The sequence below is a fragment of the Gloeobacter kilaueensis JS1 genome, from assembly GCF_000484535.1.
Classification (GTDB): domain Bacteria; phylum Cyanobacteriota; class Cyanobacteriia; order Gloeobacterales; family Gloeobacteraceae; genus Gloeobacter; species Gloeobacter kilaueensis.
This window is the reverse complement of record NC_022600.1, coordinates 3,813,068-3,836,266: the sequence shown is the minus strand read 5'-3', so window position 1 is coordinate 3,836,266 and position 23,199 is coordinate 3,813,068. Positions and strand designations below refer to the sequence as shown.

The 23,199-nt window shown below is 61.0% G+C and carries 19 protein-coding genes; 9 read left to right on the top strand and 10 right to left on the bottom strand.

What is annotated here, in order from left to right; genetic code table 11:
• Nucleotides 1-126 precede the first annotated feature (126 nt).
• The 9 genes from GKIL_RS17795 to GKIL_RS17755 all read right to left on the bottom strand — a co-directional run bounded on the left by GKIL_RS17795 (nucleotide 127) and on the right by GKIL_RS17755 (nucleotide 10,287).
• Nucleotides 127-816, bottom strand: coding sequence for a VOC family protein (locus GKIL_RS17795; RefSeq protein ID WP_023175200.1), 690 nt, complete (start codon nucleotides 814-816; stop codon nucleotides 127-129).
• Between the two features lie 198 nt (nucleotides 817-1,014).
• Complete coding sequence (locus GKIL_RS17790) at nucleotides 1,015-3,903, bottom strand: FAD-binding and (Fe-S)-binding domain-containing protein (RefSeq protein WP_023175199.1); 2,889 nt, start codon at nucleotides 3,901-3,903, stop codon at nucleotides 1,015-1,017.
• 343 nt (nucleotides 3,904-4,246) lie between these two features.
• Nucleotides 4,247-4,717 (bottom strand): hypothetical protein, encoded by a 471-nt coding sequence (locus GKIL_RS17785; protein ID WP_023175198.1) that lies wholly within the window; start codon nucleotides 4,715-4,717, stop codon nucleotides 4,247-4,249.
• A gap of 477 nt (nucleotides 4,718-5,194) precedes the next feature.
• Nucleotides 5,195-5,494 (bottom strand): rod shape-determining protein MreD, encoded by a 300-nt coding sequence (gene mreD, locus GKIL_RS25535; RefSeq protein ID WP_223173782.1) that lies wholly within the window; start codon nucleotides 5,492-5,494, stop codon nucleotides 5,195-5,197.
• Between the two features lie 177 nt (nucleotides 5,495-5,671).
• Entirely contained in the window at nucleotides 5,672-6,316 is a 645-nt protein-coding gene (locus tag GKIL_RS17775; RefSeq protein WP_023175195.1) for an HAD-IA family hydrolase, read from the bottom strand.
• Nucleotides 6,313-7,275, bottom strand: a complete 963-nt coding sequence (locus tag GKIL_RS17770) for a hypothetical protein (RefSeq protein WP_023175194.1) — start codon at nucleotides 7,273-7,275, stop codon at nucleotides 6,313-6,315. The genes GKIL_RS17775 and GKIL_RS17770 overlap by 4 nt, the downstream gene beginning before the upstream one ends.
• Nucleotides 7,276-7,328: 53 nt before the next feature.
• On the bottom strand, nucleotides 7,329-8,363 hold the full coding sequence (gene tsaD, locus GKIL_RS17765; RefSeq protein WP_023175193.1) for a tRNA (adenosine(37)-N6)-threonylcarbamoyltransferase complex transferase subunit TsaD: 1,035 nt from the start codon (nucleotides 8,361-8,363) through the stop codon (nucleotides 7,329-7,331).
• Nucleotides 8,360-9,199 (bottom strand): hypothetical protein, encoded by an 840-nt coding sequence (locus GKIL_RS17760; RefSeq protein ID WP_023175192.1) that lies wholly within the window; start codon nucleotides 9,197-9,199, stop codon nucleotides 8,360-8,362. The genes tsaD and GKIL_RS17760 overlap by 4 nt, the downstream gene beginning before the upstream one ends.
• Before the next feature lie 5 nt (nucleotides 9,200-9,204).
• A complete protein-coding gene (locus tag GKIL_RS17755; protein WP_023175191.1) occupies nucleotides 9,205-10,287 on the bottom strand; it encodes a PIN/TRAM domain-containing protein in 1,083 nt (360 codons plus the stop codon).
• 189 nt (nucleotides 10,288-10,476) lie between these two features.
• On the opposite strand from GKIL_RS17755, the gene hemW reads away from it, so the two are divergent.
• The 7 genes from hemW (at nucleotide 10,477) to GKIL_RS17720 (ending at nucleotide 18,164) form a co-directional block, all read left to right on the top strand.
• The gene (gene hemW / locus GKIL_RS17750) at nucleotides 10,477-11,532 is read left to right on the top strand and encodes a radical SAM family heme chaperone HemW (protein ID WP_245595863.1); all 1,056 of its coding nucleotides are present in this window, start codon (nucleotides 10,477-10,479) and stop codon (nucleotides 11,530-11,532) included.
• A gap of 130 nt (nucleotides 11,533-11,662) precedes the next feature.
• On the top strand, nucleotides 11,663-12,646 hold the full coding sequence (locus GKIL_RS17745) for a nucleotidyltransferase family protein (protein WP_023175189.1): 984 nt from the start codon (nucleotides 11,663-11,665) through the stop codon (nucleotides 12,644-12,646).
• Between the two features lie 13 nt (nucleotides 12,647-12,659).
• On the top strand, nucleotides 12,660-12,944 hold the full coding sequence (locus GKIL_RS17740) for a hypothetical protein (protein ID WP_023175188.1): 285 nt from the start codon (nucleotides 12,660-12,662) through the stop codon (nucleotides 12,942-12,944).
• A gap of 165 nt (nucleotides 12,945-13,109) precedes the next feature.
• On the top strand, nucleotides 13,110-15,626 hold the full coding sequence (gyrA, locus tag GKIL_RS17735; RefSeq protein ID WP_023175187.1) for a DNA gyrase subunit A: 2,517 nt from the start codon (nucleotides 13,110-13,112) through the stop codon (nucleotides 15,624-15,626).
• 4 nt (nucleotides 15,627-15,630) lie between these two features.
• A complete protein-coding gene (locus tag GKIL_RS17730; protein WP_023175186.1) occupies nucleotides 15,631-16,275 on the top strand; it encodes a Uma2 family endonuclease in 645 nt (214 codons plus the stop codon).
• 5 nt (nucleotides 16,276-16,280) lie between these two features.
• Nucleotides 16,281-17,093, top strand: a complete 813-nt coding sequence (locus GKIL_RS17725; RefSeq protein ID WP_041244044.1) for an MOSC domain-containing protein — start codon at nucleotides 16,281-16,283, stop codon at nucleotides 17,091-17,093.
• A 3-nt stretch (nucleotides 17,094-17,096) separates the two neighbouring features.
• Nucleotides 17,097-18,164: a quinone-dependent dihydroorotate dehydrogenase gene (locus tag GKIL_RS17720; RefSeq protein ID WP_023175183.1), complete on the top strand. Its 1,068-nt coding sequence runs from the start codon at nucleotides 17,097-17,099 to the stop codon at nucleotides 18,162-18,164.
• On the opposite strand, the gene GKIL_RS17715 is transcribed toward GKIL_RS17720, so the two are convergent.
• The gene (locus tag GKIL_RS17715) at nucleotides 18,161-19,489 is read right to left on the bottom strand and encodes an alpha/beta hydrolase (protein WP_023175182.1); all 1,329 of its coding nucleotides are present in this window, start codon (nucleotides 19,487-19,489) and stop codon (nucleotides 18,161-18,163) included. The genes GKIL_RS17720 and GKIL_RS17715 overlap by 4 nt on opposite strands.
• Nucleotides 19,490-19,738: 249 nt before the next feature.
• Between GKIL_RS17715 and GKIL_RS17710 the strand changes: the two genes are divergently transcribed.
• Together GKIL_RS17710 and GKIL_RS17705 are read left to right on the top strand one after the other, a co-directional pair.
• Entirely contained in the window at nucleotides 19,739-20,818 is a 1,080-nt protein-coding gene (locus GKIL_RS17710) for a glycosyltransferase family 4 protein (RefSeq protein WP_023175180.1), read from the top strand.
• 117 nt (nucleotides 20,819-20,935) lie between these two features.
• Complete coding sequence (locus GKIL_RS17705) at nucleotides 20,936-23,119, top strand: amylo-alpha-1,6-glucosidase (protein ID WP_023175179.1); 2,184 nt, start codon at nucleotides 20,936-20,938, stop codon at nucleotides 23,117-23,119.
• The last annotated feature ends 80 nt before the right edge of the window (nucleotides 23,120-23,199 follow it).

The window sequence follows — 23,199 nt, the reverse complement described above, 5'->3', positions numbered from 1 at the left end:
CTGTGCAGGGGCAATTTGACCACCAGGATTGGCTCTCATCAGGCAAAAGTAACGTACGTCATTTTTATTGTACGTCAAAAGTAACGTACGTCAAAAGCGACGTATATAATCTATGCCCTTGCATTGTCATTGGGAACGTACCTGGAGGATTGCTTCCAGGTAGCGATCTGCTGCCGTTGCTGCCACCTCCGGGCTACTGCCCGTCTGACGCGCACCCAGGTAGGGCGCGTACCAGTCCCACCAGTGGTGCTCACCGTGCGTCTTCTCGTAGTGGTCGTGGTGCTCTGCCGTCTCACGCAGCAAATCTGCAAGAGCTGGCACGTCTGGGGCCGGTGCCTGCGTCAACGTCCACTCACGACCGGGAAGCCGTTCGGTAATCTCCTGGAGCAGCCACTCGTTGCCGTCCGGATCCTTGAACGAAGCAAATGAGGAGTAGGAACGGCCCTGTGGGTCGCGACCGTCGATGCGTGGGTTCTCAACGGTGTTGTTGAAGGGGCCGCCGGCATAGTGGAAAATCTCACTCACCTCGATGCGGCGGGCGATCAGGTCGGCTCGGACAGTATCGAGGTCGTCCACAACGAGAACCAGATTGTACGCCGGACCGGAGCTGGCCGAGGTGACTCCCTTGCCAAAGATGATCGAGGTTTCCGAATTGTGCGGCGTGAATTGTATAACCCGGAAGTCGTCCTTCACCGCATCGATGTCGAGCCGCCAGCCGAGATTTTCATAAAATGCTTTCGCCCGGTCAACGTCAGAAACACCGAACACCACGACCTCAAGCTTCTGATCGATGGGTACTTTTTCTTGTTCGGCCATTGTGTATTCTCCTTTATGAAAGTTGTAATTACGCGAGAACGATCTGTTCTCCTTTCAAGACAGGGAATTGCCGCGATAGCCTGGAGAGAAGATGTTAAGTCAACGCTCCGCCTCTAAAAGGTGCTGCTCTGGTCTTTCCTGCAACCAAAGCGGGACAGAGCCAGTATGACTGTTGCAGTTACATGGGCGGGTTGTATTCTAGCGCAGGGCGGCTGCCAGCGCCTGGACCAGATGCTGGGCGGTGCGGCGGGTGCCGTGCTGGATCTGCTGGCGGCAGGAGATGCCGTCGGCAATCAGGACCGTCTGGGCGGTGGCCTGTTCGATCGCCGGGAAAAGGCGCTGGGAACCGATCGTGAGCGAGAGGTCGTAATGTTCTCGCTCGTAGCCAAAGGAACCGGCCATGCCACAGCAGCCTGAAGCTATCTCGCGTACGTCGTAGGCCAGCTTCAAGACTTCGAGGGTGGGCCGGGTGCCGGTGATTGCCTTCTGGTGGCAGTGCCCATGTACCAGGGCCGGTGGCCGGTCGCTCTTGAAGGGTAGGGCAAGTTCTCCTGCGCGCAATCGGTCGTGGAGAAATTCGTCGATCGTCTGGCTGTGGGACGCGACATCCTTGGCCGCTCCGCCGGGCACCAGATCGAGGTATTCGTCGCGCAGGGTGAGGATGCAACTGGGCTCACAGCCGACAACAGGGATTCCCGCCTGGGCATAGGGGGTCAGCTGCTCGACGTTGAAGCGGGCATTTACCTGGGCTTCTTTGAGTAGACCCTTCGAGATCATCGGCCTGCCGCAGCAGCGGCGCTCCGGCAGAATCACCTCGTAACCGAGGCGTTCGAGCAGCTCCGTGGCCGCCATTCCGATCGTTGGGTCGTTGTACTCCATGTAGGTGTCGTGGAAGAGCACCACCTTGCCCCGGCTGGTCCCACTCCAGGGACGGTGACGCCGGAACCAGCGGCTGAAAGGCTGGGAGGCAAAGGCCGGAAACTCTCGGGCAGGAGCAAAACCCAGCATTCGCTTACCGACCGTGCCGAGCCCGCTGTGCAAAAGCCAGTTGGAGAAGGGAGCGGTGGCGCTGCCGATCCGGTTGACCAGGGCAATGTTACCGATCACGCGATCTCTGAGGGGCGTGCCGTGCTCGCGGTGGTAGTGGCTCAAAAATTCGGCCTTGAGCTTGGCCATGTTGATGCTGGAGGGGCACTCGGTCTGGCAGGACTTGCACGAAAGGCACAGGTCCATCACCTCGTAGAGGCCACGGCCAGTGAAAGTTTCTGCTCCGGCCTGACCGGCGAGCACGGCGCGCAGGGCGTTGGCGCGGCCACGGGTGGAGTGCATCTCGTCGCGGGTGCCCTGGTAGGAGGGGCACATCGTTCCCACGTCCTGCTTGCGGCAGTTGCCGTTGCCGTTGCACATCTCGACGGCGCGGGCGATGCCGAATTCGCGGCTGAAGTCGAAGGTGGTGGCAGGCTCCACCGTCCGGTAGTCCGGCCCGTAGCGCAGGTTGCGATCCGGCGGCGGTGCATCGACGACTTTGCCGGGGTTGAGGCGATTCTCGAAGTCGAAGGCGCGCTTGACCTGCTGAAAGGCACCGTACAGCTCGCCGCCGAACATCTTTTCGTTGAGCCAGCTTCTGGCCAGACCGTCGCCGTGCTCGCCGCTCATCGAACCGCCCAATTCACGCGTCAGATCGCTCACCTGCGCGAAAATAGCGTTCATCCGCTCGATGTCGGCGGTGTCCTTGAGGTTGAGGGCCGGACGGATGTGCAGGCAACCCACCGAGGCATGGCCGTAGTAACCCGCCCGCACTCCATGTTCGGCGACGATCTTTTGAAAGGCGCGGACAAATTCGGGCATCCGCTCGACGGGCACCGCCGGGTCTTCGACGAAGGCCACCGGTTTGCGCTCGTCGCGCACGCTCATCAGCATTCCCAGTCCCGCCTTGCGCAGGTTCCAGACCTCCGCCTGCTCCTGCTCGCCAAACACATCCGTCAGGGCGTAGCCGAGGCGTTCCCGTCCCAGCCGCTGGCGCAGCGCCTCCAGCCGGCCAGCCAGTTCCTGCTGCTTTTCGCCCTGAAATTCGACAATGAGCAGTGCCGCCGGATCGCCCTGGACAAAGCCCACCCGGTCCTGGAACTGGCGCGAGCGCATCGCCGGGCCGAGAATCTGGTGATCGACCAGTTCCACCGCCGAGGGCCCCAGTTCGAGAATCGGGCTCACCGCATCCACCGCCGCGTTGAGATTGTCGAAGTGGACGACGCCCAGGGCCGTTGCGGCAGGTAGCGGGATGAGCCGCACTTTAATTGCCGTGAGCACCCCGAGCGTACCCTCCGAACCGACCAGCAGCTTCGCCAGGTTGAAGCGGCGATCCGGGTCGGCCATCGGCGAAAGGTCGGCAAATTCGCTCACCAGCGCGTCGAGGTTGTAGCCGCTCACCCGCCTGAGTACGCGCGGGTAGCGCTCCAGAATTGCTTCTTTGTGCCGCTCGACGATGCGCGGGATCTGCCGGTAGAGCTGGGCTTCGAGGCTGCTGCCTTCGGCTTTTTGCCGCCGCTCCGCTTCGGAGACAGAGCCGAAGGTGACGAGCGAGCCGTCCGCCAGCACTGCCCGGCAGGCCAGAATGTGGTCGATCGCCTTGCCGTAGACCACCGAGCGCGCTCCAGCCGAATTGTTGGCAGCCATCCCACCCAGGGTGGCGCGGCTGGCGGTCGCGGTCTCAGGACCAAACTGCAGAGCATAGGGGCGCAACTGCTTTTTGAAGGCATCCTGCACAAGCCCCGGCTCGACCCAGGCCCAGCCTTCCTCCAGATTCAGCTCCAGAACCCGGTGCATGTACTTGGAAAAATCGAGCACGACCGCCTCGCCCACCGCCTGGCCCGACACACTCGTGCCGCCGCCCCTGGCAAGCACCGGCAGTTTTGCCCGGCGCGTCTGCTCCACCGTCGCCACCACATCCGCCTCGGTGCGCGGAATCACCACCCCGATCGGTTTAATCCGATAAAAACTGGCGTCGGTGCTGTAGAGCACGCGATCGAACTCGCCAAAGCGGACTTCACCCTCGATCTGACGCCGCAGATCCTCTACAAAGCTTTGCACAGCGGATCTCAAAACCTGCGATCTCAATAGATCTACTCTACGCCTGCCAGGCAGCCTCCAGTAGGCTACTTTGACCTGAAATCTCGGCGGGCACCCAGCTCATCCTGCTTCCTGAACAAAGCCGGGCAGGATGAAAGGATACACTCCCACTAACCCTGTCATAGAGCCGCGCGCCATGTAGCCCGTAGATTGAGTATATTTATTGCGTCACTGTCACCGTTGCAATCGCGGATCTCGTCTTGTCTGCTGCGACAATAGCCAATACTTGATAGGTTCCTGGTGTAGCAGGTGCTGTATACAGTCCATTTGGGTCAATTGTTCCGCCGTCGCTCTGCAAGATAGCCTATTTTACCTCCGCATCTATATCTGTAGTATTTGCTCTAAAATGAAATGTTGTACCCTGTTTCACCTTGATAGCGTTTGGAACAAGTAATACTCCTGGTACAGGTGTGAGCTTTTGTGCGTCCTTCACATAGCCAAAAAACTTCTGTAGCGTGTTTACAGCCTCAGTACCTGCACCGACGACCAAAGCGCTGACGATCAAATCTATCCAACCTGCTAGCTCCGTGCTTATGAACTTTAACAAGCGAATATCGCTAAACAAAACAATCACTATGCCCAATGCAAATGACAGAAGTGACATCGTTGATTTTTTGAGGTCATTATCCGACTGTCCTTGAAAAAATTTTTCTTTAAGCTTGCTTACTAAGCAAATAACAAGCGGATCGAAGATTTGGAGCACTTGCTGTACAGCGAATCCAGTAAGAAACACAATTGCGGTAATTTGTGCTGGGGTCCATGAATTGTTTGGCAAGATATCCTCCTGATAAGTCGCGAAGACCTTAATGAAGACGCGTGAATTCTCTCAGCAAGCAGGCTGCCTGCCTGCCCTTATAATGTTTATAGGCTCTTTGTGAGAGAGCCTATATCTTCTAACAAACTCCCACTGTAGACGTAGCTAGTTCTTCATCAGAACCGCTAATTCATTTTTTGCTTTCTTGAAGAATCTATTCGTGCTTACAGTTAGTGCTGGCGCACGAGTATTATGCAGAATTAGCCCTTTCCGTTACAATTTTAAACATGTTAATGAATGGCTCATTATTACCTGCTCGAACTCCGTATGAGGTAATTTAGGGCAGATCTCTTGGCTGATCGCGCAACCACCAGCTCAGGGGCAGATAGGCCAAGGGTGCTTATAGGCTGCTAATCAGGGCAGAACCGAGGGCGACCCACTTGTGGTGGAACCAGATTTCCGCGAGGGCGATCCGGCCCATCAGCGAGTTCTGCACTGTCATGCAGGTTTCCGAGAGCACCGCCACGGCAAAATGATGAGCACCATCGAGATAAAGTCCTCCCAGATGAAGCGCTGTTTTTCAAGGTGGGCGGTGAGCACGGCAGCAAGCGCCAGGTCTAAGGTGTGGGTGGGACGGGCCACGGTGATGCCGTCTTGGGCCCGGCTTATGGTCAGTCCTGCTACTCCCGCTATCAGCAGTGTGCGCCGAACGCTAAAACAAACAATCCAGATGAGGGGCCGATCGACGCTGCTCCCAGCGATCGCCCAACTTGGGACCGGAGCAAGAAGCGCCAGCAAAGTGCAGATAGCTGAGAGAAAAATATTAACACTATTAACTATCTGGCGGGATAGGGAGGGTTGCATCGGGATGGTCCGGCGGAGGCTGAGTGGTTTCGGTGCAAGCTGTTGCTTCCCGCTGCTGGAGAACGCGCGGCAGTGTCCGGCTTGGCATCGCGGCAGCAGGCAATCAGATTCTTAGAATCTCTCCATCAACTGGGTGAGGGAGCTGATCGCATCGGCTTCTGGTTCTGCGTCGCGGACAACCTTGAAAGCCCGGATTCCGGCGGCTTCAGCGCCAATCACATCCTCAGGCGAATCGCCGACGTGTACGGCTTCATCGGCGGTGCAACCCAACTGCTGCAGGGCATAGACAAACAAGCGCGGATCGGGCTTGGCAAAGCCGACTTCGGTGGAGATGGCGACTGCCTCAAAGTAAGAAGCGAGATCGAGGGCGCGCAGCACCGGATAGAGTCGCTCGTCGAAGTTAGAGACGACCGCCAGTCGCAGGTGACGCTCACGTAGCACCTTTAAGACATGGGCGGTTTCTGGAAAAAGCTGCCAGGCAGCGGCGGTGGCAAAGTAATGCCAGACCTGCTCGAAGTAGCGCTCAAACTCAGGAAAATTGGTGTCAGCAAAAATCTGGACAAGCAACTGGTGCCACCACTGCCGGGCATCGGCAGCGGGGGCACGCCGAGCGGCAAAAGCCTGCCGAAAGCGCTTTTCGATCGTGAGGGGGTCCACTTCGATACCGAAGGGGCGGGCCTGCTCACTGTAGATGGCTCCCACCGATCCCCGGACAGCGAACAGCGTGCCCACAGCGTCGAAGAGGACGGCCTTCATAGTTCAAGCTGCAGCGCATGGCTCAAAGCCGGTACCGGGAGCGGGGCGGAGCGAACCTCGTAGAACCAGCCTTCGCCGCCGGTGGCCGTGCGCTCCAGGGTCCAGCCGCCCTGCCAGTGCCCTTCCTCCAGACCGACCTCGCGAGCCAGCTGCACCACCCGCTCGATCGGCTGGGCAGGCTCGATCTGTCCTGCCGGGTACTGCACGACCAGTTGCGCCTGCCAGGTGCCCGCTTCCAGGTGCAGGCGGAGCTGGCCTCTCAGTTGCTGCCCGCTGCAGCGATCGAGAAAGGCTTTGAGGGGCAGGGGACCAGTCGTAACCGTATGGGTCACAGCCGGTTGTGCAGGAAGTTGCTGCACCGGCAGCCCCGCATAGGGCTGGGCAAGGGAGGCGACGGGGTTGACGAAATGGGTGCCCCAGAAGGAGCGGGCCGCCTCGATCCAGCTCCAGAGCACCTGCCAGCTTGCACTCCAGCCACTGCCGCGCGGCGGACGCGCCTTCCAGGTGCGGGGACGCTTTTCAAGAAACTGCTGCACCTGCGGGTCCGGTAGTTCGACCAGGCCCACTGGCCGAAACTGCATGGTTCCCGCCGCATCGATCTCGAAGTGCTCCGGTGTGAGGTGCAATAGCTCAATGCCCGCTTGTAACAGGGGCACAAACGGCTCGATCTCCTCTTCTTCGTCCCAGTGGCCAAGCTTTGGAAAGTTCTGGATCAGGGCAAAAAGGGGAGCGGTCTGGGCGGTGAAGGCCCGCCAGTCCTCGCCGCCAATGAGAGCGCGGATCGTCTCGGTGCCCTCGACCACCAGTTCGCTGGTAGGCGCTTGCTGCCAGGAGTGAACTGGCCACGGTCCCGGCAAATATAACTGCCACTCGCCCTCAGTGCCGCGCCAGACATTGAACTGCTCAGAAAGGGCCGCCCGCGCCCAGGGTTCATCGAGAATTTCTACCAGTGCAAACACCCGCCCTCTCCCCACTCGGACGCTCAGGACCGCTCAATTGTCCCATATCGCGCTTAGAGATCGTCGGCTGCGTAGAGTGCGCCGCACTGCTCCAGCCCCAACCGCGATTGCACAGCCAGAGTGAGGGGAGAGCGGTAGCCGCCCTCGAAGCGGGCGACACCGGCACAGGCGATCATCGCGGCGTTGTCGGTGCAATAGCGCATCGGCGGAAAGATCGCCCGCCAGCCATTTTGCTCAGCCAGCGCGCCCAGCCGCTCGCGCAGCCCCCGGTTGGCGGAGACGCCCCCGGCGACGACGACGGTGCGGTACCCCAGATCCACCAGCGCCCGCTCGACGCGCACCGCCAGCGCTTCGACAATCGTGCGCTGGAAGCTGGCAGCCAGATCGGCGGGATCGAGGGGCAGATTCTGGAGGGCGTGCTTTTCGGCCAGGCGCAGGACGGCGGTCTTGAGGCCGCTGAAGCTGGTGTCGTAGGGCGATTCGACCCGGCCTGCGGGCAGGTTGAAGGCGCGGGGGTTGCCCGTGAGGGCGAGCTTGTCGATCGCCGGGCCGCCGGGATAGCCCAACTGCAACAGCCGGGCCACCTTGTCGTAGGCTTCACCCACCGCGTCGTCGCGAGTTTGACCCAGAATGCGATATTTGCCGTGGGCAGCCACGTCCACCAGGCTGGTATGGCCACCGGAGACGAGCAGGCAGAGAAAGGGCGGTTCGAGGGCAGCTTCGCTCAGGTAGGCCGAATAGATGTGGCCTTCGTGGTGGTGAATGCCGATGAGCGGTCTGGCGTGAACGAGAGCCAGGGTCTTCGCTGCCATCGAACCCATCAACAAAGAGCCCACCAGGCCGGGGGCGGCGGTAAAGGCAATAGCGTCGATGTCCTGCCAGCCGAGGCCACTATCGGCAAAGCAGGCTTCCACCACGCCGCCAAGAGCCTGCAGGTGCTCGCGGGAGGCAACTTCCGGGACGACTCCGCCCGTGCGCCGATGCACGTCTACCTGCGAGGCAATGATCGATGCTACGACCTCGCGGCCCCGGACAATCGCGGCAGCACTCTCATCGCAGCTGGTTTCGATCGCAAAAATCGTCGTCATCGTAGCGAGTACAGGGCGCGCAGCATCTGGAACTGGTAGTCCAGGTGGCCCTCAGATCGAGTGTAATCGAGGCAGTCGCGGTGCTGGGCCTCGACGTTGATGTAGCGCAAGCGGTGGCGCGCTGCCCAGACGGAGAGCGAGCCATCGGCGGTCGGATGCGGCGGCTGCAGAGCGACGTTGTAGCCCAATCGCCCCAGCGCCTCAAAGTCGTGCCCGTGGGTGACCAGAAAAAAATCGTCCGTATCCACTCCGGCAGCCCGGTGAATCCGGCCTGCCGTCCCTTCAGCGTTGTCTACGGCAAATTCGCCCTCGGTATTGTTGTGGACTGCTACCAGCGGCCCGTAGCCCCGGCGCAGCCAGTGCGACAGCTCCCTTAGAATCTGTTTTCCGATGCGCTCGAAACGAGCAGCAGCGTCGGCCAGTTCCCCATCCCCCAGCCTCTGGTTAAGAACGGTTCCGCAGGCCCAGACAGGCGGCAGTGCCTCAATCTGGGCTTTTACTACGGCGCGCCCGTCGTAGAGGCGGTTCGGATCGGCGTAGAACCGGCGACCGGCGAAGCGTTGATAGATATAGCGATTGCCAATCTGGCGAACTTCGACGAGCACCCCGACTGGTCGCTCCGTCCGCCAGAGGCGCTCGACAGCCCTGACGGCAATGTTCTCGTTGTCGTGGGGAACAAAATAAAGCGGACCAGGGCGGCCACTGTCGCGGATGGCCAGGCGAAGACCGTCGGCGGGGTTGCCGATAGAATGCTCCTCGACCGGCAGAGCGTGGGCAGGCGGTGGGCCAACTAACAGTTCACCCATTACGAGGGCCAACAGTGACCGCCGCCGCATCCGGCCTAGAGCTTAGGCGCGGGCCGACTCTGCAGGCGGGCAAAGATCATCCGTCCGGCACTCGTCTGCAGGGCAGAAGTTACTGACACGCTCGCCTGTTCGCCGATATGCCCGCTGCCTTCTTCGACGACGACCATCGTGCCGTCGTCGAGGTAAGCCACGCCCTGATGGGGTTCCTTGCCTTCGCGCAGGATCTTTACCTGCAACAGGTCGCCGGGCAAAAAGCGGGGCTTGAGAACGTTCGCCAGTTCGTTGATGTTGAGCACCTTGAGGCCCTGGAGGCTCGCTACCTTGTTGAGGTTGTAGTCGTTGGTGACGAGCGCCCCTTCGAGATCCTGGGCGAGGCGCACGAGCTTGGCATCGACGGTGGTGAGCTTTGGATAGTCCAGTTCGTGTAGGATGAGCCGGTCGTTGAAGCGCGACTGCAACTGGCTCAAGATGTCGAGGCCACGCCGTCCTCGGGCCCGCTTTTCGGCGTCGGCGCTGTCGGCGAGCAGTTGCAACTCGTCGAGGACGAAGCGGGGTACGACGAGAAACCCTTCGAGAAAAGCGGTGGCGAACAACTCTTCGAGGCGGCCATCGATGATGCAGCTAGTATCTACGATCTTTGCCAGAGACATGCTCTGGAACTGGCCAGGTTCGGTGCCGCCCTTGATGGTGGCAATGTTCAGGCGGCGCAGGAAAGCCTGGCCGTGGACGTCGGCGAGGGTCATCCCAAGATAGGCAAATACGAGGCTCGCCAGAATCGATGCCAAAAACTTGATAAAGGCGAGCTGATCCGGAAACGGAAATAGAAAAATCGGTCCGAGCAAAAAATTGGCGAGCAGCAACCCGCCTACCAGCCCAATCGAGCGGGTAAGGAGCGCGTCACTCGGCATCTCGCGGATGTTGCGCTCAAGGCGGCGATAGCCCGAGCGCACCAGCGCTCCGAGGGCTGCTCCGAAGACGAAACCAAAACCGAGGGTTACCCAGCGCAGGCCGCTGACATCGACATTTGCTGTCCAGGAAGTGGGCAGGAAAGCGACGATGTGAAAACCGATCCCCGCGCCTGCTAGGATGAACAAGCAAATAATCGCAGCATCAAACATCCGGACTCATTCCGCTCAGTAATGGAACGACAGGACGAGGCAATCAAACAGATTATAGCCTCCACCGTCCCCGCTTCCCGAAGCGCAACACTTCCTCAAGTTTGCCCCGAAGTTGCCCGCCGTCTGCCCGACGCGGCGTATATTCACATTCCGTTTTGTCGGACGCGCTGCAGTTATTGCGACTTTGCGGTGACCGTCGGCACAGAGGCGCTGATGGGCAAGTACGTCGATTACCTGCTGCGCGAGATCGCCTTTACCCCGGCGGCCCATTATCCGCTGCAGACGATCTATCTCGGGGGCGGCACACCGTCGCTGCTCACCGCTGAGCAGCTTGAGCGCATTCTGGGGGCGCTCGCCGCCCGCTTTGGGATTGCTCCCGACGCAGAAATTTCGCTGGAGGCCAACCCCGGCACATTTGATCTGGTCAAGCTCAAAGCCTTTCAAAGGGCCGGTGTCAATCGGCTGAGCCTGGGGGTGCAGGCATTCCAGCCCCATCTGCTGAAACTCTGTGGCCGCTCCCACGACCTTAGAGACGTCTTCGACGCGATCGAGCAGATCCAGCGCGCCGGTTTTGCGAACTTCAACCTCGATCTGATCTTCGGACTGCCGCACCAGAGCCCCGAGGACTGGGAGCACTCGCTCACCCAGGCGCTCGCCGCCCAACCGGCGCACATCTCCCTGTACGATCTGATCCTCGAAGAGCAGACTCCCTTTGGCCGCCGGTACAGGAGCGGCCAGGCTCCGCTACCGGACGAAGAGCAGACGGTGCAGATGTACCTGAGAACGCGCGAGCGGCTCATCGCGGCGGGCTATGAGCACTACGAGATATCCAACTTTGCCCGGCCCGGCCGTCAGTGCCGCCACAATCAGGTCTACTGGCACAACCGGCCCTACTACGGCATCGGCAACGGAGCCACCGGCTATGTCTGGGGGGCGCGAGTCGAGCGGCCCCGGCGGATGCATGATTACTTCTTATGGGTAGAAGCAGGACAGTTCACAATTGCTGAAGCGATGGGTTCTGACGAAGAATTGTCAGATACTTTGCTGCTGGGGCTGCGCCTGCTCGCCGGTGTAGAACTGTCTGCGCTCCAGCAGCGCTTCGGCTCGGCGGCTGTCGAAAATCTGTGTGCTGTGCTACAGCCGGCCTTCGCTGCCGGTTGGCTGTTGTACGACGAAGGGCGATTGCGCCTGAGCGTCCCCGACGGGCTGCTGCTGTCCAACGAAGTCTTCACCCTTTTGGTATAGAGCTTAGCAAAATCTAGCCTTTACAATGTTCGCAGATGACGGTCACAGAGTCAGCCCTCCGGTTATCTTAGAATGAATAAGTGCCTGTGTTCTGCTTCCTTTGTGAGTTCTTTCGTGTGAGGAAATATCCATGAAGGCTTTCGTGCTCGCCGCCGGCAAGGGAACTCGTCTGCGCCCCTTTACCGATGACATTCCCAAGCCGCTGGTGCCCGTACTCAATAAGCCCGTGATGGCCCGCATTCTTGAGTTGTGCCGCACCCACGGGATAGACCAGGCTGTTGCCAACCTCCACTACAAAGGGGATAAAATCAGTCACCTTTTTGGTGACGGTTCCCAGTTCGGCGTGCAGCTGCAGTACTCCTGGGAGAAAGATCTGATGGGTACGGCGGGCGGTGTGCGCCGTCAGGCAGACTTTCTTTCAGACCAGACATTTTTGGTGATTTCAGGCGACGTTGTCACCGACATTGACCTGACGCGCCTGGTCGAATTCCATCGCCAGAGCGGAGCGATTGCGACGATGGCGACCAAAGAAGTAGGCGATCCGAGCCGCTTCGGTATCGTCGTCACCGATGAATCTGGCCGCATTCAATCTTTCCAGGAAAAGCCCGCTCCCGGCACCGAAAAATCTAATCTGGCCAATACCGGCATCTATATTTTCGAGCCCGAAGTTTTCGACTGGATTCCAAAAGATCAGGTATATGACTTTGGCAAAGACCTGTTCCCGGCTCTAGTGGCAGCCGGTGCGCCGGTCTATTCGATGCGCACCGGCGCGTACTGGTCCGATGTCGGCACCCTCGGTCAGTACCTTTATACCCACTGGGATCTGCTCACCCATCCCCACCTTAAGCAGCGCATCGGCGAAGGTACGGTGATCGAGCCGGGGGCAATCGTCTCAAGCCACGCCCTCATCGGCGACAACTGCCACATCGAAAAAGGAGCGGTCGTGCTGGGCTACAGTTGCATCGGCAACGGCTGCGTCGTGCGCTCTGGGGCGACGGTCTTTGACAGCATCGTCTGGGCTGCCGAACAGTTGTCCCTCACGGTGGCCTGCGAACTGGTGCGCTCGATCTGCGGCGACAACAAGCAGGTCGCCCTCGGCGTCCCCACCCTCTAATAGAGAGTCAAGCGTGAACCACGGCGAATTTCAAAAGCGCCTCAAGGCGCTCGCTGCCGCCCGCGAGGGCCAGTTCGGCTACCCATTCGTTTCGCTGAAGGCGGTGGCCGAGGCTCTCGCTCTGGGCCTTCCCGAGTTGAGCAAGCACCTCGATCAGGAGCGGCAGGCCGGGCGGCTGGTAATGAACCCGATCGATGAAAAGACCGAGGAGAACCTGCCCACCGGTCTGATCGCCGTCCATCTCAAAGACGCCGACGGCACCAGCCGCTCCTACGTCAGCCTCGCCCTCAAGCCCTGATCCCGGCAGTTGGATGGCCAAAAATGCTAGGGTATGTCTTATCCGGTGACTCCGATAGGACTTGAGCACCATTGAACATTTTGATGTACGATTGCCGCCCAATTTTCTGATGTTCTCCCTCAGAAGATCCAGGCGGCATTCTCATGCAAGGACGTTAAGGGGCCTATGACGATCATCCCGACCAACCTGCGCAACGAGATGCAGCGCTCGTACCTCGAGTACGCGATGAGTGTCATTGTTGGGCGCGCTCTGCCCGACGTGCGCGACGGTCTCAAACCCGTTCATCGCCGTATTTTATTTGGGATGCACGAGTTGGGCATGAGCCCCGACCGGCCCTACCGCAAGTGTGCCCGCGTCGTGGGCGACGTGCTGGGCAAGTATCATCCCCACGGCGATACGGCAGTCTACGACGCGCTGGTGCGGCTGGCGCAAGATTTTTCGACCCGGTATCTGCTGATCGATGGCCACGGCAACTTTGGTTCGGTCGATAACGATCCGCCGGCGGCGATGCGCTATACCGAGTGTCGGCTCACGGCGCTCGCCCGCGACACGCTGCTTGCGGACCTTGAGGCGGAGACGGTCGATTTTATCGACAACTTCGACGGCTCCCAGCAGGAGCCGATCGTTCTACCGGCGCGGTTGCCGCAACTGCTGCTAAACGGCAGCGCCGGGATCGCCGTCGGCATGGCGACGAACATTCCGCCCCACAACCTGGGCGAACTGGTCGATGGGCTGGGTGCGCTGATTGCCAATCCGGATCTGAGCGTGCTCGAACTGACGCGCTACGTCACAGGACCGGACTTTCCCACAGGCGGCACGATTTTGGGCCAGTCGGGCATCCGCGAAGCTTACACCACTGGCCGGGGCTCGATCACGATGCGCGGGGTGGCCAACATCGAGACGATTCAGTTGCGCGGGCGGCCCGAGCGCGAGGCGATCGTGATCACCGAGTTGCCCTACCAGGTGTGCAAGGCAGCGCTGATCGAAAAGATCGCCGAACTGGTCAACGACAAGCGCATCGACGGCATCAGCGACATCCGCGACGAGTCCGACCGCGACGGTTTGCGGGTGGTGATCGAATTGAAGCGCGACGCCTACCCGAGGGTAGTGCTCAACAACCTCTACAAGCTCACACCGCTGCAGACCAACTTTGGCTGCAACATGCTCGCCCTGGTGGACGGCGAGCCGCGCCTGCTCGATCTCAAAGAGTTCTTGCAGACGTTTCTTGATTTTCGGATCGAGGTGATCACCCGGCGCACCCGCTTCGAGTTGCGCAAGGCGCAGGAGCGCGATCACCTCCTGCAGGGCCAGCTGATTGCCCTCGCCAACCTCGAAGAAGTGATCGCTCTCATTCGGGCTGCCGATGACACAGCGACGGCCCGCCTCCAGCTGGTCGAGCGCTTTGCCCTCTCTGAGACCCAGGCTGAGGCGATCTTGCAGCTGCAGCTCAGGCGGCTCACGGGACTGGAGGCGAGTCGCATCGAGGCGGAGCACCAGGAGTTGCTCATCAAGATCGCCGATCTGACCGACGTGCTCAACCGCCGCGAGCGGATCAACGAGATCATCCGCACCGAGCTGACCCAGGCCCGCCAGCGCTTCGGCGACACCCGCCGCACCGTGATCGTCAAGGCCGACGGCGAGATCGACGATGCCGACTTGATCGCCAACCAGGAGATGGTCGTCCTCCTGACCCAGCAGGGCTACATCAAGCGCCTGCCGGTCGATACCTTCGATCGCCAGCGGCGGGCGACGCGGGGCAAATCCGGTGCGCGGATGCGCGAGGACGATGTGGTCGATTACTTCATCACCTGCTGCAACCACGACACGGTGCTCTTTTTCACCAACCGGGGCGTGGTTTATGGCCTCAGGGGCTACCAGATCCCGGCGGGCTCGCGCACGGCCAAAGGAACGCCCATCGTGCAGTTGTTGCCGATTCCGATCGAAGAAAAGGTGACCTCGATCGTGCCGGTACAGGACTTTGCGAGCGACGACTACCTGGTGATGCTCACCCGCGCCGGTTACATCAAAAAGACCGCCCTCGCCGCCTTCGCCAACCTCAGGGCCAACGGTCTTATCGCCATTGGCCTTGAAGAGGGCGACGAACTGCGCTGGGTGCGCCGCGCCCGTGCCCAGGACGACATTCTCGTAGGCTCACGCGCCGGTATGGCGATTCGCTTCCGGGCCGACGAAGACCAGTTGCGCGCCCTGGGCCGCACCGCGCGCGGCGTCAAGTCGATGGAATTGCGCAAGAACGACGAGCTGGTGAGCATGGATATCTTGAGTTGCGAGCAGCGCGAGCGGGCCGAGGCCAACGGCGACTGCGGCCCGTGGGTGCTTGTCGTCACCGCCGGTGGCTTCGGTAAGCGGGTGCCCTTCAGCGAGTTTCGCGCCCAGAACCGGGGTGGCATGGGAGTGATCGCCACCAAGTTCCGCGACGAGGGCGATGAGCTGGCGGCGCTGCGCGTCGTCGGCTGCGAAGAAGAACTGATGATCGTTACCGCACGCGGGGTAATCATCCGCCAGCACGGCGACGAAATTTCGCAGCAGTCGCGGGCGGCCACCGGCGTCAGGGTGCAGCGGCTCGACGAGGACGACACGATCGTGGGCGTCGCCGTCGTGCCCGAATCAGAAGAAAGTACAGCGATTGCCTGTGCCCCCGAGGAGGAAGCAGAGGAGGAGTAAGCCCGTGGTCGTCTCCAAAGAATCGATCATCTACCCCGACTCCGACGGCAGACCAATGTCGGACAATACCGAGCAGTTTCGCTGGATCGTCTACATCAAAGAAGGTCTGGAATGGCTGTTTGCGGACCTTCCGGATGTCTTCGTTGCCGGGGATCTGCTCTGGTACCCGATCGAGGGGGCCAACAAACTCCGTCAGGCTCCCGATGTCTTAGTGGCGTTCGGTCGCCCGAAGGGCCGTCGGGGCAGCTACAAGCAGTGGCTGGAGGACAATATCCCGCCCCAGGTGGTCTTCGAGGTGCTTTCCCCCGGTAATACTCTGCCTGAGATGACCCGCAAGTTCCAGTTCTACGAGCGCTACGGCGTCGAAGAGTATTATCTCTACGACCCGGATCGGCAAATATTAGATGGCTTTGTCCGCCGGGGCGATAACCTCGAAGGGCTGGATACGGTCCAGGACTGGTTGAGCCCCCGCCTCGGTATTCGCCTGGGCCTGCGGCCCACTGGAGAATTAGAGATCCGGCGGCCAGACGGGGTAGCTTTCGAGAGCTACGAAGATCTAGCAAGGCGTGCGCAGCAGGCCGAGCGGCGGGCCGAGCTTCTGGCTGAGCGGTTGCGCGCTCTGGGCATCGATCCGGAGGAGGTGCGGTGACAGTGATGAGCAACATCGTCGTCAGCGGCCTGAACGTCTATCCGGTCAAATCCTGCCGGGGCATTGCCCTCCAGACGGCGGAGCTGGACGCACGGGGCATTTGCTTCGACCGCCAGTGGATGGTCGTAGACGACGAGGGCAAATTCATTACTCAGCGCACCCACTCCCGCCTCGCCCTGGTCGAAACGGCCCTCAGCGATGCGCAGTTGCACCTGAAGTTTCCAGACACAAGTGCGCTCGCATTTTCCCTCGAAGCGCAGCCGGGACCGACGCTCACGGTCGAGGTCTGGGGATCGTACTGCCAGGCCATCGACCAGGGCAAAATGGCAGCGGAAGCCTTCAGCGACTTACTGGCACAAAATTGCCGACTGGTGCGCATGGCTCCCGAGTGGGTGCGGCCTGTCAACCCAAAGTATGCGCCCGCCGGTTCCCAGGTGGGCTTTGCCGACGGCTATCCGCTGCTGGTTGTTTCGGAGGCGTCGCTTGCGGATCTCAATAGCCGCCTGGCTGCTTCTCTGCCGATGGAGCGCTTTCGGCCCAATCTGGTCTTGAGCGGTACAGCGCCCTACGCCGAGGATAGCTGGCATCAAATTCGCATCGGTGAAGTTGCCCTGCAGGCGGCGAAGCCCTGTGTGCGCTGCAAGATCACGACGATCGAGCAGCACACGGCTGTAGAACAGGGACCGGAACCCTTGCGCACCCTGATGAGCTATCGGCGAATCGAGGGTGGCCCGATCTTTGGCCAGAACTACGTTCACCTCGATCCTGGCCGGATTGACGTAGGCGATCCGGTCGTACCGCTCGCCGCACGGGTCTGAGCCGTGGATGTCTACCGCAATATTTTAAGGCCCGTTCTTTTTCGCCTCGACCCCGAAGACGCTCACCGCCGGGCACTTGCCACTTTGAGCTGGATGGCGAAGCAGCCCTGGGCGGGACAGCTGGATCGCTGGTTCAGCCACACCGATCCGGCTCTGGAAATGTCGCTCTGGGGGCTCTCGTTCGCCAATCCGATCGGGGTGGCGGCTGGATTCGATAAAAACGGCGAGGCAATCGCCGCCTGGGAACACCTGGGCTTTGGCTTTGCGGAGGTGGGCACGGTCACCCGCCACGCCCAGCCGGGCAATCCCCGCCCCCGCCTCTTTCGTCTGCCCGCCGACCAGGCGGCGATCAACCGCATGGGCTTCAACAACGAGGGAGCCGACAGTCTGGCCGGGAGGCTGAGCGGGCAAAAAACTGCTATTCCCGTGGGTATCAACCTGGGCAAATCGAAGATAACGCCTCTAGAACAGGCGAGCGACGACTACCTCTACAGCTTCGAGCGACTTTATAGCCTGGGCGATTACTTTGTCGTCAACGTCAGCTCCCCCAACACGCCAGGACTCAGGCAGTTGCAGCAGGCCGACCGGCTCGGGGAGATTTTAGGCAGGTTGCAGGCGGCAAACCAGGGCCAGAAGCCGCTACTGGTCAAGATTGCTCCGGATCTGGAGTGGGGAGCGATTGACGAAGTGATCGACCTGTGCGGGGAATATCGTCTGGCAGGCATCATCGCCACCAACACGACGATCGGCAGAACAGGTCTCAAGACGGCAGCGCAGGAAGCGGGCGGCCTGAGCGGCGCACCACTGCGCAACCGCTCCACCGAGGTCGTCGGTCGTATCTGGCGGCGCAGCGGCGGGCAGTTGCCGGTTATCGGCGTGGGCGGGATCGCGAGCGGCGAGGCGGCCTGGGAGAAGATTGTCCACGGAGCAAGCCTCGTGCAGATCTACACCGGCTGGATCTACGAGGGACCCTGGCTGGTGCGCGGCATTCTCAAAGAGTTGAGTAAAAGGCTGGCAGAAGCCGGGCTTACACAGCTGGAGCAGGCGGTCGGCCTGGCCTGGCGCACTTAGCGGGTAGCAGCAATCCAGCCTGCAATGTCAGAAACCACTTCTTCTGAAACGTGACCGGGGGTGAGGTATTCGGAGGGCACGCTTTTGCCCTCACCGGCGATGAACAGGTGATTGAGCCTGGGGTAGAGCTTGAGGCGAACGTTGGGACGACGGGCCAGAGCCTGCTTCCAGCCCTCGAAGTCGGCTGTCGTCACCTGATAGTCCCGCCCGCCCTGCAGGATCAAAAAGGGCTTATCGATCGTCGCGGCGACGGCGGCAGGCTGATAGCCGCGCAGGTCGAGCCAGTAGCTGGCCGGAGCCCCCGGCGGCAGTTCGCTCGCCGGTGTGGCAGGAGAAAGGGCCGGATCTTTGAGGCGTTCGGCTTTTTGCTTGAGGCCGGCAAGTTGCGCTTTTTCGGCTTCGCTCTCGGAAATGCTGCTCAGGTAGGTGAGTTGCTCGATAAGCAGATCGGCGAGGGGGCGGGTGGAACCGGCCAGAATGATCCAGCCTGCGACAGCCTTCTCTTCGAGGGCCAGTCTGGGCAGGAGCGTTCCCCCCAGACTGTGGCCCAGAACAAATAATCGGCTGCTATCGATGTCAGTTCGGCGGCGCAGCAGGGCGAGGGCACTGCGGGCATCGTCGAGCACTTCCTCGCGCACGGTGACGCTCGTGCTCTTTTGAAACTGCTCCGGGAAGACGCGGGTCCGCCTGTCGTAGCGCAACACGGCGATCTGGTGCGCCGCCAGGCCGTGGGCGAGGTCGCGGAAGGGTTTGTTGGCTCCTACCGTCTCGTCGCGGTCGGCGGGGCCGGAACCCTGCAGGAGGACGACCGCCGGGAAGGGACGCTTGCCGGTCGGTAGCGTCAGAGTGCCAGGCAAAGAACCGCCGCTGCCGGGAAGCTCGATCGGTTCTTCGCGGTAGGCGGCAGGTTGGGCAGGATTGGGTGCCTCCAGGCTGGAAGTGGCAGCCGGAGCAAAGAATAATCCTGACACGCGCTTTTGGGAGTTGTATCCAACCTTGATGTCGAGGTTGGTCTTCTCGAAGGCACAGGTAACGGTGACGCCGTCGTACTCGCCGGTTCTGGCAACCGTCGTCTTGAGCCGCTTTTGAAAAGGTCCGGCCTGATCGATAATCTGTTTCCAGACCTGGGCGAGTTTGTCGGGGGGGAGAGCCTTTTTGACGGCATCGTCGAAGTTGGCACTGGCGGCGACGAAGTCCTGCTTGACCAGTTGATCGACCAGTTGCTCAGCGAGAGCCGCCGGTTCCACCGGCAATGCCTGGGCGGCCATCGGGACGGCAAGGGCAAACAAAACAGGAACGATCCAGAAAAACCGCTTGAACATCATTTTCGCAATGCTCCTGGTAGATAGAGAACGGCATGTACTGGTTGATCGAGGCTCTGCCGGGCGATTCTAGCACTCGAAGCTGGGGAAGTAGCTGCAGTAAAGCCAAAGCTTTTTCTAGCACCACCAGCCTACCTGGACACAGCAGCTCATTCCCAGGGTGGATGTGGAAGTGACTGTAACGATGCGTAAATATATCTAAACTATCAGGACAGTGCTGCCTCTACAGGCGCAGTAGTAAGGAGAGTGACGATGCGAATTGCCCAGGTTGCTCCGCTCTATGAGCGCGTTCCCCCTCCAGGTTACGGCGGCATCGAGCTGGTGGTAGGACTGTTGACCGACGAACTGGTGCGGCGGGGACACGAAGTGACCCTGTTCGCCTCGGGAGATTCCGAGACGCTGGCCCGGCTCAACGCTGTCCATGAGCGGGCTTTGCGCCTCGATCCTCATGTCCGCGAGCACGGCATCTACGAGATGATGCAGATGAGCCGCGTCTACCAGCGGGCCGACCAGTTCGACATCATCCATTCTCACGTCGGCTGTGTTGCGCTTTCCTATTCGGGGCTGGTCAAGACACCGACAGTCCATACCCTGCACGGCATCTTCACCCCAGACAACAGCCGGATCTATCGCCAGTGTGCCCAGCAACCGTTTGTGAGCATCAGCGACGCCCAGCGTGAACCGGGTCTCGGCCTCAACTACTGCAGCACCGTCTACAACGGCATCGACTCGCAGCTCTACCAGTTTCGGGCTGAGTCGGCGCAGGAACCGTACCTTGCCTTTGTCGGGCGGATCTCGCCTGAAAAAGGACCGCTGCAGGCCATCGAGGTGGCGCGCCGCACCGGCTGGACGCTCAAGATGGCCGGCAAAGTCGATCCGGTGGACCGCCGCTTTTATAGCGAGCAGGTAGAGCCGCTCATCGACGGCGTTCAGATCCAGTACCTGGGAGAAGTGAGCCACCACCAGAAGGCGGAGCTTCTGGGTGGGGCGGTGGCGACGCTGTTTCCGATTACCTGGCGCGAGCCCTTTGGCCTGGTGATGATCGAGTCGATGGCCTGCGGAACGCCGGTCATCGGCATGGCTCTCGGTGCAGCGCCGGAGGTAATCCGCGACGGGGTGACGGGCTATCTGGTAAATAGCGTCGATGAGATGGCCGAGCGGCTGGGCCAGATCCGGACGATCAGCCGTCAGGCGTGCCGCGACCACGTGATGAGCACCTTTACGGTCGAACGGATGACCGACGGCTACGAGGCGGCTTACCTGCAGGTGCTCGCCAGCCGCAACGGTTCGCTCACCGCCAGGGCAAAGGCCGCCCTGATGGGCCAGAAATAACCAAAATCTCGGGATTCTGGCCCGCCGACCCGGCGGATCGCCTGCCGGGTTGGCTATCGTGGTGAATGGTCCAAAAACTACCCAGGACCGCACCATCGACAGTCATTCAACACCTCAATGGAAAGCTTCGTACTGAACGAGCAGCCGCTGGAAGGCTGGTCCTGCAACTACACGGACGCCCTCACACCCCTGCGCACCCTCAAAGAAAACGATATATTTTTAGTGTGCGACGCCCTGGGCAACATTCCGGGCAACTGCCGGACGACGAGCATGGGCCTTTTTTGCGCCGATACGCGCTATCTCTCGCGCATGGAACTGCGCCTCAATGGCCAGCCGCCGGTTTTGCTCTCGGGCACCGCCGATGCCGGTTACGCGGCGACGATGCGGATGACCAACAGCTTCGAGGAAGGCGGCCTGCAACCCGACAGCGTCGGCATCAGCCGCAGCATCGTCCTCTGCGGCGGCGTGTTCGAGCACATCGAGCTGACCAACTACTCATCGCATCCGGTCGATATCTCCCTCAGTCTCAGCTTTGGGGCCGACTTTGCGGATCTATTCGAGGTGCGGGGCTTTCACCGCGCCCGGCGGGGCCAGTCCCTCCGTCCGGGGGGCGAGTTGCCCGCCGACACGATCGTGCTCGCCTACCGGGGGCTGGACGAACAGGTAATGGAGACGCGCATCCACTTTAACCAGCTTCCTGATCGCATCGACGGGACGAGTGCGAGCTGGAATTTTTTGCTCAAGCCCCACCAGCAGGTGCAGGTGGAGTATCGGATGCTGCTGTTGCGCGAGGGCGAATCGGCCTCCTACACACCGGCACCGGCCACCTTCGAGCAGGCCCGCGCCACCGCCCAGAGTGCTCAGCAAGCCTGGCGGCAGAGCGTCACCCAGATCCATTCCAACAACGACCTGTTTAACCAGGCCCTCGAACGCTCGACGCGGGATCTGTTCTTGCTGCGCATTCTGCTGCCGGAGGGCCACTCCGTCGCAGCGGGGGTGCCCTGGTTTGCCACCCTGTTTGGCCGCGACTCAATCATTACTGCTTCGCAGACGCTGCTGCTCGAACCGGCGATCGCCCGCGAGACGCTCAAACTGCTCGCCCACTTTCAGGGCAAGGCGGACAACCCCTGGCGCGACGAGCAGCCGGGCAAGATTCTGCACGAGATTCGTCGAGGCGAGCTGGCCCGCTGCCAGGAGGTGCCCCACACTCCCTACTACGGCACGGTGGATGCGACGCCCCTGTGGCTGATGCTGCTTGCCGAGTACTACGCCTGGACGGCGGATATCGGCCTGTTGCGCGAGCTGTGGCCGAACGCGCTGGCGGCGATGGCCTGGATCGACCGGCAGTGCGACGAACAGCCTGGACCTTTGCGGGGCTACCTTGCCTACCGCCGCCAGTCCGAGCGCGGTCTGGCGAACCAGGGCTGGAAGGACTCCGACGACTGCATCGTTCACGCCGATGGACGGCGCGCTACTGGGGCGATTGCCCTGTGCGAGGTGCAAGGTTACGTCTACGCGAGCAAGGTGCGGCTGGCGCAGTTGGCACCGCTATTTGGCGACGAGGAACTGGCAGAAGTCTGGTACAAGCAGGCGCAAGATCTCAAGGAGCGCTTCAACCGCGACTTCTGGCTGAACGAACAGGACTACTGCGCCCTCGCCCTCGACGGCGAAGGGCGGCTCGTCGAAGGCATCTCCTCCAACCCCGGCCACTGCCTGCTGACGGGCATTCTCTCGCGGGACCACCGCCAGGCGGTGGCCGAGCGGCTGACCGCACCGGATCTATTTTCTGGCTGGGGCATCCGGACACTGCACAGTCTCTCGCCCGCCTTCAATCCGATCGGCTATCACACGGGCTCGGTCTGGCCCCACGACAACTCGCTGGTCGCCCTCGGCCTGCGCTCGGTCGGAGCCGTCTCCCAGATGCTCGAAATTGGCTCGGTGCTCTTCGAGGTGGCCCAGAACCAGCCGCTCTACCGCCTGCCGGAGCTATTTTGCGGTTTTACCCGCGACGCTCAAGATTCGCTTCTGGCAAGCTATCCGGTCGCCTGCTCCCCCCAGGCGTGGGCCGCCGGCAGCCTCTTTCAGATTCTCCAGGCGATGGTCAACCTCGTGCCCGATGCGCCCGGCAACTGTCTGAGAATTATCGAGCCGGTACTGCCTTCCTGGCTCAGTTCACTGGAGCTGAAGAACCTGCGGGTCGGCACCTCCGTCCTCGATCTGCGCTTTGAAGTTTCCGGCGGATCGACCAGTTGCCGGATCACCAACAAGCGCGGGAATTTGCGGGTGATTGTCGAGGCGTGAGGCACAATAGGTGTGTTCGTAGCGCAGCCTGAATTTCCTGTTCCGCTGCCGGTACAAAGCGAACAATTCGCGGTACCCTT